The sequence below is a fragment of the Actinomadura opuntiae genome, from assembly GCF_030283205.1.
In the GTDB taxonomy this organism is placed as follows: Bacteria; Actinomycetota; Actinomycetes; order Streptosporangiales; family Streptosporangiaceae; genus Spirillospora.
In genome coordinates this window covers 59,138-70,517 of sequence record NZ_JASNWF010000012.1, presented here as the reverse complement: position 1 = coordinate 70,517, position 11,380 = coordinate 59,138, and the positions used below count along the sequence as shown (strand labels likewise).

Here is an 11,380-nt window from a genome sequence, read left to right as displayed (position 1 = left end):
CGTACGGACCTTCCTGGTGATCATCGCTCTGTTCGCAGTCGCCGCCTCCGGGTGCACCCACCATGGAAAGGAAGACGAGGTGAAGATCGTCGACGAGAAGAAGCTGTCGCAAGGGCTCGACGCTTTCTTCTACAAAATCATCCATGCCCTGGACGCGGGCAAGGAAGCCACAGCGCCCACCGGGGGCTCCGCGCCCTGCGACCAGTTCGACGTTCAGTATTTCAAGGATGGAGAGTTCAGCCCGTACAACATAGCGTCCTTCTCCAGCATCGAGGACATGCCACCAGACAAGGCGGTACCGGCGGTCATGCGGTTGAAGGCGTACGCAGAGCGCGTCGGATGGAAGATCACGAAGTTCGTGCCAGCCGACGACCCTCGGAAAGGGCCGGAACTGGCGGGTCACGACCCGGACGGCGGCTTTGACTTCAACGTCGAGGCACTCTTGGACGATCGGAAGCGCATCGTCATCAGTGTGGGGTCGGAGTGCGTCAGAGACCCCAGGGACCACCGTCGCTGAGGCGGCGGGCGACGTACCGCCGGACCGGCCGGCCGACGGCCTTCCTGGCCCTCCTGGCCCTCCTGCTGATGTGCGCCACCGCGTCCGGATGCACGCATCAGGTTGAGGAAGAGCATTTGACAGTCGCCGACGAGAAGAAGTTGTCGGACGGACTCGATGCCTTCTTCTATAAGATCATCCATGCCTTGGACGCGCGTAAGGACGCCACCGCTCCCACAGGTGGCTCCGCACCCTGCGACCAGTTCGACGTTCGATATTTCGAAGACGGGGAATTCAGTCCGTACAACATCGCGTCTTTCTCCAGCATCGACGGCATGCCGCCGGACAGGGCGGTGCCGGCGGTCATGCGGTTGAAGGCGTACGCGGAGCGCTCCGGTTGGGCGATCTCGTCCTTCCGGCCCGCGACAGGCGGCAGGACGATCACAGAACTCGCGGGCCACGCCTCGAACTACCGCTACGGTTACGGCTACGGTTTCAGGGTCGAGGCACTGCATGACGCGAACCGCATCGTTTTGAGCGTGGGGTCGGACTGCGTCCGAGACCCCAGGGACCACCGTCGCTGACGCCAGCGGGGCGCGCTTTACCACGAGCGCAAGCGCACGACCAGAAGCGGAATGGACACCATCTCGTCGTCGCCCACATAGAGTGATCGGCGTATTGCGATCAAAAAGGGCGCGTGCTGTACTGCACACATCCTTCAAAGCCGAAGGATAACGGGGAGGTACGCCATGCCTTTGAAGCAGAATCCGGACCCGGTCGGCCACGCCGGGATTCTGGCGGCGGAACAGCTGGACCCGGCCCGCGGCTGGCTGCGGGACGCCGGATCCACCAGCCCTCCCGCCGGGGCCGAAGCACCGGACTACGAGATCGTCTGCGCGCCCGAAGGCGACCACTTCCAGGGCAGGCTCACGATCCGGAGGCACGCGTCCTCGGGCACGAACACCGCGGTCTATCTGCAGGCCGGCGTCTACGAGACCAATGCCAGTCTCGACCTGGTCACTTTGGAAGATCACCGCAAGAAAGGCATGATGGCCGGAATCGGCAATTACATGGTGGAGTTCGGGGGGCACTCGCAGAACCGCGTCCACCTTTACATGTCCCCGGAGATGGCGGAGTTGTCCCGGCGCGCCGAACTGGAGCACTGCGACGACCTGGTCTACGCCTACCAGCAGACGCTCGAGACCCTGGAGCTCGCGCTGGTGTCGGTGTCGTCGGCCGGGCCGGTCACCGGCGCGACGTCGGACCAGGCCCGCGCGAAGGTGGCCGCCGCCATACGCGCGGCGATCCCGCCGCAACGGGCCGGCCTCGGGATCGACCCCCCGGCCTGGCTCGCCGAGTACGAGCGCCTGTGCGCCAAGACGCGGGAGCGCGACGACAACGGATGGCACTTCTTCGACCTCGAGCGCGTCGAGGCCGCGAAGGTTCCGGGCCGCGACCGCCCGACCTACCTGACGGGCGCACGACGCGACCGCGCCGACTTCCCGATCTGCTACCTCCGGTACATCGCGGGGAACACCGAGATCGGCACGCACTCCACGGCCGGGGTGATCGTCTGATCGGTCAGGGGGTGGGGCGGAGGAGGTTCAGGGCGTCGGCGAGGGGTTGCTGCATGTCGATGGAGCGGTCCGCGAGCCATTGCAGCTGGATGCCGTCCGCGACGGCGAGGAGCAGGACGGCGAGGCGTTCGGCGGGGATGTCGGCGCGCATGGCGCCCTCGTCCATGGCCTTCTGGATGTGCTCGACGGCGGCCTTGCGCAGCAGCTCGTAGCGGCGGGGGAAGAAGTCGTGGGCGGGATGGTCGGGGTCGCCCGCGGACGCGGCCATCGAGACGAACAGCTCGACCAGGCCGGGGGTGCGCATGCCCTGGCGCATGACGTCGAGGGTGTCCTCGACCAGGTCGAACTCGGGGTGGCGGGCGCGCTCTGCCTCGTCGCGGACGCGCAGGACCTGGGTGAGCAGGTCCTCCTTGGACTCGAAGTAGTGCATGATGCCGGGCAGGCTGAGGTCGCAGCGGGCGGCGACCTTGCGCAGCGACGTGCCCCGGTAGCCCTCGTCGGCGAAGATCTCCAGGGCGGCCCGGAGGATCTCGGCCCGCTTCGCCTCGCCCTTGCGGTAGGGGCCGCGTTTCGCCATGGTCCTCACCTTATCGAGGTCAGCGCCAGTCGATCTCGGTCGAGCGGAGGGCGGTCAGGCCCCGCGCCCGCCACAGGACGGACTGGACGGCGAGACGGTCCCGGTAGTCGTCCCAGGACGGCGGCGACGGCGACCACGCGGCCTCGGCGACGCCGGGCAGGCGCGGCAGGAGCAGGGCCGTGTGGTCGGCGAAGCCCTGGAAGTCCTCGGCGAACAGGGTCGCCTCGACGCCCATGATCTGGTCAGGGGCGAGGTCGTAGGCGGACGGGTCCCAGGACGCGGCGTGCCGTATGTCGCGGGGCCGGTAGGCGAAGCCGAGGCGCGCGGCGAACTCGGCCTGGTCGGGCGGCACGATCGACGGGTCGTAGGGCCGGTCAAGGTAGAGGTGCGACTGCGGGGACAGCAGCACCCGTCCGCCGCCGCGCACGATCCGGTCGAGGTCGTCGTTGGTCGGCGCGAAGAACTTGGTCAGCGCCCTGGTGCGGGCGAGGGTATGGCCGGCGGCGAGGAGTTCGGGGCGTTCGTCCAGTTCCTCCTGGGTCTGCGGGAGGTCCATCATCGGGACGTCCACCCAGAACTGGGCGAGGTCGCCGGGTTCGATGCCGGCGCGGGACGACTCCTGCCAGCCGATGGGCCGCTTGCCCGCGACGCGCAGCGCCTCGCGCGCGAGGCGGACCGCCTCGGTGAACGACGCCTCGTCCGCGCCGAGCGCCTCGTCGCCGCCGAAGTGGACGAACGGGCCGGAGGTGAGCCGGGCCGTCTCGGCCAGCACGTCCACGATGAACGCGCGGGTGTGCGGGTCGTTCGGGTCGAGGGGCGCGGGAAACGGTGCGTCGGCCGGGTACCAGGACGGCCGGGGCAGCGTGCCGAGATCGGGATAGGCGCGCAGCGCGGCGGCACTGTGGCCGGGCAGGTCGATCTCGGGGACGACCGTGACGTGCCGCGCGGCGGCGTACTCCTGGAGCGCGGCGTACTCGGCGGCGCTGTAGTGCGGAGTCCCGGCGGTGAGGGCGGGGCGGGTTGCGATGTGCAGCCGCCAGCCCTCGTTGTCGGTCAGGTGCAGGTGCAGGACGTTCAGCTTGTAGAGCGCGGCGAGGTCGATGAGGCGGCGCAGGTCGTCCGGTGCGATGAAGTGGCGGGCCGGGTCGACCATGAGGCCGCGCCAGGCATAACGGGGCGCGTCGTCGATGACGCGGCACGGCGTTTCCGGGGTTTCCGCGAGGATCTGCAGCACGCCGGCGGCCGCGCGGGCGATGCCCTGCGGGGTGCGGGCCGTGCAGGTGATGCGGTCGGGTTCGACGGTGAGGCGGTAGCACTCATCGGAGTCGCCGGACGGCTGGACGCCGATGGCACCGGGCTCCAGCGGGACGTCGCCCAGAGCGAGGACGATCTCACCGGCGCCGGCCCCGCCGCGCAGATGCGGGGCCAGGACGTGCGCCGTCTCGTCCAGGGACGGGTCGTCCGCCCGGACGTGCCAGGGCCGGTCCGTGCGGCACACGCCTTCCGCCGCCGTCTGGCGGACGGGCGCTGGGATCAACGCTGCCTCCTCGGCCGGGGTCGTCGGACGCGTCGGACGCTACCATGAATTCCGATCGATGTATGGTTTTCGCGTTGACGCTCCCCCGAACGAAAGGCCGAGCATGCCGGCAGACGCATTCGCCCTCCCCCGCGGCTTCCTGATGGGCGCCTCGACGGCGGCGCACCAGATCGAGGGCGGCAACACCGGGAGCGACTGGTGGGCGTTCGAGCACGCGTCCGGCACCCGGGTCCGCGAGCCCAGCGGCGACGCCGCCGACAGCTACCACCGCTGGCGCGAGGACATGGACCTGCTCGCCGGGCTCGGCTTCAACGCCTACCGGTTCGGCGTCGAATGGGCCCGGATCGAACCGGCCCGCGGCGAGATCTCCCACGCCGCCCTCGCGCACTACCGCCGGATGATCGAAGGGGCCCGGGAACGCGGCCTCGAACCCGTCGTGACGCTGCACCACTTCACGTCCCCGCTCTGGTTCGCCAAGTCGGGCGGCTGGACGGCGCCGGACGCCACGGACCTGTTCGTCCGGTACGTGGAAGCCGTCGCGCCGATCCTGGACGGACACGTCCGCCACGTCGTGACCATCAACGAGCCGAACATGCTGGCGCTCATGCACGCGGTCCGCCGCGACTTCGACGCCGACTACACCCGCCTCGAACCGGACGAGGCCGTCGGCGACGGCCTGATCGCGGCGCACCACGCGGCCCGCGACGTCCTGCACCGCCTGCTCCCCGGCACCGCGATCGGCTGGACGATCGCGAACCAGGTGTACCAGCCGGCGGAGCCGGGCGCGGAGGACGCCTGCCGCGCCCACGCCTGGCCCCGCGAGGACCGCTACATCGAGGCCGCGCGCGGCGACGACTGGATCGGCGTCCAGTCCTACAGCCGCACGCGGGTCGGCAAGGACGGCCCTCTGCCCGTGCCGGACGACGCGGAGAAGACCATCCCCGGCTGGGAGTACTACCCGGAGGCGCTCGGCGAGGCCGTCCGGCACGCCGCCGGGATCGTCGGGCCGTCCGTCCCGATCATCGTCACCGAGAACGGCATCGCCACCGCCGACGACGCCCGCCGCATCGACTACACCACCGGCGCGCTGCGCGGCCTCGCCGCCGCACTGCGCGACGGCATAGACGTGCGCGGCTACCTGCACTGGAGCGCCCTGGACAACTACGAGTGGGGCTCCTACGAGCCGACGTTCGGCCTCATCGCCGTCGACCGCCGCACGTTCGCCCGCACCCCCAAACCGTCCGCCCACTGGCTCGGCACCCTGGCCCGCACCGCCGAAATCCCCGCTCCCCCGACCGGCTGACCGGCCACAACACTCGGCAGCCCGGAGAGAACGGCACGGAACGGCTGACCTGATCAGGCAAAAAGTGCCTCATCGACCGGCCTGATGCTTAACGTTAACGGAAGGACCTACGCGGGTCTCCGGGTCGTCATCGACGGGTGAGGTGAATGGCGAGGCGTCAGGGATTCATGGCCGCGGTCGCGCGAATGCAGCGCGAGGCCGAAAGCGCGGCGGCTGCACGGAGGCGGGCGGAGGCCGCCGCGCAACGGGAGGCGGCTCGCACCCAAGCCGCCTACAAGCGTGCTCAGGCGGCCGACGAGAAGGAGCGCAAGCGTCTGTACGTCGAATCCCGGATCGCCGAAGTGGCGGCGATGAATGAGAGTCTCGCCCAGCGTCTGGCCGAACTGGACTCCATCCTGGTCTCGGGCCTGCGCACCAAGACGCGCTTCGACCTGGAGCGGCTCAAGGAGAGGCCGCGCCGGGAGCCCTTCGATCCCGGCATCTCGGGTCATCCGATACCCCCGCCGCGGCCGGAGCGCTTCCTGCCGCCTCCACAAACGGGCCTGTCCAAGCTCTTCGGCGGGGCACGGCACGAAGAACTGGTCCAGCAGGGACAACTGGAATACCAGCGTGCCTGCGCCGAACACGCCCAGCGCGAACAGGCCCGTCAGGCGAAAGTGGACAGCCTTCGCGAAGAACACGCACGCCGGACGAGAGAGGCGGAAGAACGGGCGCGGCGACAGCACGCCGAGATCGATGCTTTCAAGCGGGAACTCGCCGAGAGGCGCCCCGACGCCGTGACCGCCTACTTCGACCTGGTCCTCAACACCATCTCGTATCCCGACGGGTTCCCGTCGAAATGGCGGCTGGCGTACGTCCCGGACTCGGCCCAGCTCGTGGTCGAGTACGAACTGCCGGCCATCGACGTCGTCCCCACCGTCAAGATCTACAGATACGTCAAGGCATCGGACTCCGTCACCGAGACCAAGCGCCCGGCGACGCAGGTCAAGGCCCAGTACACGTCCATCGTCAGCCAGGTCGCCTTGCGCGTGGTCCGGGACCTGTTCGCAGCCGACGCCGCCGGCCACGTCACGACCATCGTCTTCAACGGCATGGTGGACACCATCGACGGCGCGACGGGCCGCTCCGTCCGTCCGGCCCTGCCTGTTGACCCTGCGCACCACCAGGGAGACGTTCTCCGAGCTCGATCTCGCGCGGGTCGACCCGGCGGCCTGCCTGAAACACCTCGGCGCGGGCGTCTCCCGGAACACCGCCGAACTCGCGCCGGTGCGACCGGTGCTGGAGTTCAGCATGGTCGATCCGCGGTTCGTCGAGGAGAGCGATGTCCTCGGGGATCTCGACGACCGGCCGAACCTTCTGGAGATGACGCCGACGGAGTTCGAAGGGCTGATCCAGAACCTGTTCACCAGGATGGGCCTGGAGACCCGGCAGACCAGGCCGTCCCGGGACGGCGGCGTCGACTGCGTCGCCTACGACCCGCGGCCGATCATGGGCGGCAAGGTCGTGATCCAGGCGAAGCGCTACCGGAACACCGTCGGGGTCTCCGCCGTCCGCGACCTCTACGGAACGCTGCAGAACGAGGGGGCCTCCAAGGGCATCCTCGTCACGACCAGCGGGTACGGCCAGGCGTCCTTCGATTTCGCGAAGAACAAGCCCATCGAGCTGCTCGACGGCGCCAACCTGCTCTACCTCCTTCAGGAGCACGCGGGGGTGGAGGCCCGCATCGAGGCGCCGGACGGCTGGCGCGATCCGGATCCCGACAGGGCGGAACCCTCCGCTCCTGCGGTTCCGCTCCGCGCGGGCGAGAACGTCAAGATCTCCTCACCGGTGCTGACGTGCTCCTTCACTCTGCCCACCGCCGACCACGACCCGTGCGCCCTGCTCCTCGGCCATGACCGCAAGGTCCGCTCGGACGCCGACTTCGTCTTCTACAACCAGCCGGTCTCCAAGGACGGCGCGGTCGGCCTGGACACCGCGACCCGCCAGGTCCGCGCGGACCTGGCGCGGCTGGCCACGGACGTGTGCTCCATCCTTCTGGTAACGAGCGGGCCACCCGGTCCCGTCCGGCTCTCGGTGACGGAGCGGGACGGCACGGTGCACGCCCTCGCAACGAATCCCACCGCCGAGACCGTCCTGATCTGCGCAGAGATCTACCGCCGCCAGGGCGGCTGGCGGCTGCGCGCGGTAGGTCAGGGCTACGCAGACGGTCTGGCCGGACTGGCCCGCGATCATGGCGTCGTCATCGACTGACAGGCCTCGTCACCGATGATTCCGGCGTTTCCGCGTCCTTCCCGATGAAGCGCGGAAGCCGCTGGGGACGCGGCGCGCCCCGTCCCCAGCATTTCCAGCGGGGTCAGACGCCGAGGCCGCGGCCGATGATCTCCTTCATGATCTCGGTGGTGCCACCGAAGATGGTCTGGATGCGGACGTCCTGGTAGGCCTTGGCGATGGGGTACTCCATCATGTAGCCGTAGCCGCCGTGCAGCTGGAGGCAGCGGTCCACGACGCGCTTGAGCAGCTCGGTGTTCCAGTACTTGAGCATCGCCGCCTCGTCGACGCTCAGCTCGCCCTTGCCCTCCTTGACGATGCACTCGTCGGTGAAGGAGCGGCTGATGGTCAGCTCGGTCTTCATCTCGGCGAGCGTGAAGCGGTTGTGCTGGAACTTGCCGATCGGGCGGCCGAACGCCTCGCGGGTCTTGCAGTACTCCAGGGTCTGCTCGAACGCCGACTCGGCGGCGGCCATCGCGGTGGCGCCGATGGACAGCCGCTCGCGGGCCAGGTTCGTCATCAGGTAGATGAAGCCCAAGCCCTCCTCGCCGAGGAGGTTCTCCTTGGGGACGCGGACGTTGTCGAAGAACAGCTCGGCGGTGTCCTGCGCGTGCATGCCGACCTTGTCGAGGTTGCGGCCGCGCTCGAAGCCCTCCATGCCGCGCTCGACGACGAGGAGGCTGACGCCCTTCGCCCCGGCGGACGGGTCGGTCTTCGCGACCACGATCACCAGGTCGGACAGGATGCCGTTGGAGATGAACGTCTTGGAGCCGTTCAGGACGTAGTGGTCGCCGTCCTTGAGCGCGGTGCTCTTGATGCCCTGCAGGTCCGAGCCCGCGGCGGGCTCGGTCATCGCGATGCCGGTGATGATCTCGCCGGAGCAGTAGCCCGGGAACCACCGCGCCTTCTGCTCGTCGTTGCACAGCTGGCGCAGGTAGCCGCCGTTGATGTCGTTGTGCACCGAGAAGCCGGGGCCGTGCACGCCCGCCTTCGCGAACTCCTCGTTGAGGATGACGTAGTAGCGGTAGTCGGGGTTGCCGCCGCCGCCGAACTCCTCGGGCATGTCGATGCCGAGCAGGCCCTGGCGGCCCGCGGCGAGCCACACGTCGCGGGAGACGACGCCGTCCTTCTCCCACTGCTCGTGGTACGGCGCGATCTCCTTCTCGATGAAGGCGCGGACCATGTCGCGGAACGCCTCGTGCTCCTCGGTGAAGATCTTCCGTGCCATCCGGCGGTCTCCCTCGGTAAGTGCGTGCTGATACAGCATTAATGTAACACTGGCACTGTCACGTCAAAGGAGCGGCTATGGACCTCACCGTGGACGAGCTGGCCGCGCGCGCGGGGGTCACCGTCCGCACCGTCCGCTACTACGCCGGGCGCGGGCTGCTGCCGCCGCCCCGGCTGCGCGGCCGGACCGGCCTCTACGGCCCCGACCACCTCGCGCGGCTGGAGCTCGTCCGGGAACTCCAGTCGCTCGGGCTGACGCTCGCCGCCATCGAGAAGCACCTGCGCAAGATCCCGCTGGACGCGCCCGCCGAGGACCTCGCGCTGCAACGCGCGCTGCTGTCGCCGTGGGCGCCGGAACGTCCCGAGGAACTCGCCCGGCACGAGCTGGACCGCCGCGCCGGGCGCCACCTCGACGACGCCACCCTCCAGCGCCTCGAAGCGCTCGGCGTCGTCGAGCACGTCGCACCGGACACCGTCCGCGTCGTCATGCCGGCGCTGCTCGGCATCAGCGCCGAACTGGCCGCGCTCCCGATGCCGCTGGAGACCCTGGTCGCCTCGCACGCGGCCGTCGAACGCCACACCACCGCGCTGGCGGCCGAACTCCAGCAGGTCTTCCAGGACACCGTCGTCCGCCCCTACCGCGAGAGCGGCCGCTCACCCGAGGAACGCGACCGGCTCATGGAGCTGGCGGGCAAGCTCAAGCCCCTGATGATCCAGTCGCTCGTGTCCTCGTTCCAGCACGCCGTCGACAAGGCCATCCGCACCTCCACCGACCGCGCCTGAACCCCACCACGCGCACCGCGCCTAGGAGTCCTTCCACTCCTGGCCCTCGTACTGGACGAGGCGGGGGTGGACGAGGGTGTTGACGTCGACGTCACGGGAGCGGCGGTCCTTGGGGAAGACGGCCGCGGCCTGCAGGACGGCCGGGTCGAGGAAGCGCAGCGGCGGGACGCGCGGCGACAGCGCGAGCGCGGGCGGCCGCGCGGCGGGGGCGGCGAGCACGAAGCCCCAGTCGCCGAAGCTCGGCACGTCCACGTGGTACGGGGTGGTGGCGAGGCCCGCCGCGGCGATGGACTTCTCGATGCTCCAGAACGACTTCGGCGCGAAGTACGGCGAACCGGACTGGACGACCATCCGGCCGCCGGGCGCCAGGACCCGCTTGACCAGGCCGTAGAACTCGACGGAGTACAGCTTCGCGGTCGGCACGTCGTCCGGGTCGGGCATGTCGACGATGACGGCGTCGAACCGGCGGCTCTGGCCGCGCAGCCAGGTGAACGCGTCGGCGTCGACGGCGCGGACGCGCGGGTCTTCGAGCGAGCGGTGGTTGAGCGACACCAGCGCCTTGTAGGTGCGGGCGAGGTGCAGCATCTCCGGGTCGAGCTCGACCAGGGTCGCGCTGCGGACGTCCGGGTAGCGCAGCACCTCGCGCAGCGCCAGCCCGTCGCCGCCGCCGAGGATCAGCACGTTGCCGTGCGGCCCGGACATCAGCGGGTGGACGAGCGACTCGTGGTACCGGTATTCGTCCGCAGAGGAGAACTGCAGGTCGCCGTTCAGGAACAGGCGCAGGTCGGTGCCGCCCGCGAGCGTGATCTTCCTGGTGATCACGATCTCCTGGTACGGGGTGTCCTTCGCCAGCGCGATCGGGTCCTGGAACAGCGCCTGCCGGGCGGTCACCTCGATCCGGTCGGCGAGCGCGTACGTCGTGCCGAGGACGGCCAGCACCGCCACCATGCCGAGGCCGATCCCGACTCGCGCGAGGCGTCCGAGCCGGCGGCGGAACAGCCACAGCACGACCGCGACGCCGGCGACCGCGTTCACCACGCCGACCAGCAGCGCGCCCTTGATGTGCCCGAACGTCGGCAGCAGCACGAACGGGAACGCGAGCCCGCCGACCAGCGCGCCCACGTAGTCGGCGGCGAACAGGTCGGCGACGGCGCTGCCCGCGTCCTGCTTGCGGATCTTCTGCAGCAGCGTCATCAGCAGCGGGATCTCCGCGCCGATCAGCCCGCCGACCGTGAAAGCGATGACCACCAGCGCCGGGACGTACAGGTCGAGCCAGGAGAACGCGGCGTACAGCGCGAGCACCGACAGTCCGCCGGCCAGCGCCAAGAGGCCCTCGACGATCGCGAACGCGGCGGCGGCGTGCTTCTGCAGCGGCTTGGCCAGCAGCGACCCGATGCCCATCGCGAAGACCATGACCGACAACACGATCGACGCCTGGGTGACCGAGTCGCCGACCAGGTAGCTGCCGAGCGCGACGAGCGCCAGCTCGTACACCAGGCCGCACGCCGCGCAGGTGAACACGGCGGCCAGGACCAGCGCGCGCGCCACCCGGGCGGGCGCGCCCAGCCTGGCGGGCGCCTTCCCGGCGGCGGCTTCCGGGTCGCCGGCGGCG

The 11,380-nt window shown here is 69.9% G+C and carries 11 protein-coding genes; 6 read left to right on the top strand and 5 right to left on the bottom strand.

Annotated features, from left to right (window positions below; translation table 11 throughout):
- Window positions 1-16 precede the first annotated feature (16 nt).
- The 3 genes from QP089_RS25655 (at window position 17) to QP089_RS25645 (ending at window position 2,073) form a co-directional block, all read left to right on the top strand.
- On the top strand, window positions 17-517 hold the full coding sequence (locus tag QP089_RS25655) for a hypothetical protein (protein WP_285914630.1): 501 nt from the start codon (window positions 17-19) through the stop codon (window positions 515-517).
- Window positions 518-633: 116 nt separating this feature from the next.
- On the top strand, window positions 634-1,080 hold the full coding sequence (locus tag QP089_RS25650; RefSeq protein WP_285914628.1) for a hypothetical protein: 447 nt from the start codon (window positions 634-636) through the stop codon (window positions 1,078-1,080).
- 165 nt (window positions 1,081-1,245) lie between these two features.
- The gene (locus QP089_RS25645) at window positions 1,246-2,073 is read left to right on the top strand and encodes a hypothetical protein (protein WP_285914626.1); all 828 of its coding nucleotides are present in this window, start codon (window positions 1,246-1,248) and stop codon (window positions 2,071-2,073) included.
- Between the two features lie 4 nt (window positions 2,074-2,077).
- Here QP089_RS25645 and QP089_RS25640 read toward each other — a convergent pair whose 3' ends face one another.
- Together QP089_RS25640 and QP089_RS25635 are read right to left on the bottom strand one after the other, a co-directional pair.
- Entirely contained in the window at window positions 2,078-2,650 is a 573-nt protein-coding gene (locus tag QP089_RS25640; RefSeq protein ID WP_285914625.1) for a TetR/AcrR family transcriptional regulator, read from the bottom strand.
- 19 nt (window positions 2,651-2,669) lie between these two features.
- Window positions 2,670-4,187 carry a family 20 glycosylhydrolase gene (locus QP089_RS25635; protein WP_285914623.1) on the bottom strand — a complete coding sequence of 506 codons (1,518 nt, stop codon included), beginning with the start codon at window positions 4,185-4,187 and terminating at the stop codon, window positions 2,670-2,672.
- A gap of 103 nt (window positions 4,188-4,290) precedes the next feature.
- Here QP089_RS25635 and QP089_RS25630 point away from each other — a divergent pair, with 103 nt between their 5' ends.
- The gene (locus tag QP089_RS25630; protein ID WP_285914622.1) at window positions 4,291-5,490 is read left to right on the top strand and encodes a glycoside hydrolase family 1 protein; all 1,200 of its coding nucleotides are present in this window, start codon (window positions 4,291-4,293) and stop codon (window positions 5,488-5,490) included.
- Window positions 5,491-5,597: 107 nt separating this feature from the next.
- On the opposite strand, the gene QP089_RS25625 is transcribed toward QP089_RS25630, so the two are convergent.
- Entirely contained in the window at window positions 5,598-6,653 is a 1,056-nt protein-coding gene (locus QP089_RS25625) for a hypothetical protein (protein WP_285914620.1), read from the bottom strand.
- On the opposite strand from QP089_RS25625, the gene QP089_RS25620 reads away from it, so the two are divergent.
- Window positions 6,637-7,740: a restriction endonuclease gene (locus QP089_RS25620; protein ID WP_285914619.1), complete on the top strand. Its 1,104-nt coding sequence runs from the start codon at window positions 6,637-6,639 to the stop codon at window positions 7,738-7,740. The two genes, QP089_RS25625 and QP089_RS25620, sit on opposite strands and share 17 nt — an antisense overlap.
- A gap of 103 nt (window positions 7,741-7,843) precedes the next feature.
- On the opposite strand, the gene QP089_RS25615 is transcribed toward QP089_RS25620, so the two are convergent.
- Complete coding sequence (locus QP089_RS25615) at window positions 7,844-8,986, bottom strand: acyl-CoA dehydrogenase family protein (RefSeq protein WP_285914618.1); 1,143 nt, start codon at window positions 8,984-8,986, stop codon at window positions 7,844-7,846.
- A 77-nt stretch (window positions 8,987-9,063) separates the two neighbouring features.
- Between QP089_RS25615 and QP089_RS25610 the strand changes: the two genes are divergently transcribed.
- On the top strand, window positions 9,064-9,768 hold the full coding sequence (locus QP089_RS25610) for a MerR family transcriptional regulator (protein WP_285914616.1): 705 nt from the start codon (window positions 9,064-9,066) through the stop codon (window positions 9,766-9,768).
- A 21-nt stretch (window positions 9,769-9,789) separates the two neighbouring features.
- Here QP089_RS25610 and QP089_RS25605 read toward each other — a convergent pair whose 3' ends face one another.
- The gene (locus tag QP089_RS25605) at window positions 9,790-11,316 is read right to left on the bottom strand and encodes a polyamine aminopropyltransferase (protein WP_285914615.1); all 1,527 of its coding nucleotides are present in this window, start codon (window positions 11,314-11,316) and stop codon (window positions 9,790-9,792) included.
- Between the last annotated feature and the right edge of the window lie 64 nt (window positions 11,317-11,380).

What these genes read in the sequence shown, in the direction of transcription:
- QP089_RS25645 (WP_285914626.1), top strand. Translation starts at nt 1,246, where the DNA reads ATGCCTTTGAAGCAGAATCCGGACCCGGTCGGCCACGCCGGGATTCTG.
- QP089_RS25640 (WP_285914625.1), bottom strand. Translation starts at nt 2,650, where the DNA reads ATGGCGAAACGCGGCCCCTACCGCAAGGGCGAGGCGAAGCGGGCCGAG.
- QP089_RS25630 (WP_285914622.1), top strand. Translation starts at nt 4,291, where the DNA reads ATGCCGGCAGACGCATTCGCCCTCCCCCGCGGCTTCCTGATGGGCGCC.
- QP089_RS25615 (WP_285914618.1), bottom strand. Translation starts at nt 8,986, where the DNA reads ATGGCACGGAAGATCTTCACCGAGGAGCACGAGGCGTTCCGCGACATG.
- QP089_RS25610 (WP_285914616.1), top strand. Translation starts at nt 9,064, where the DNA reads ATGGACCTCACCGTGGACGAGCTGGCCGCGCGCGCGGGGGTCACCGTC.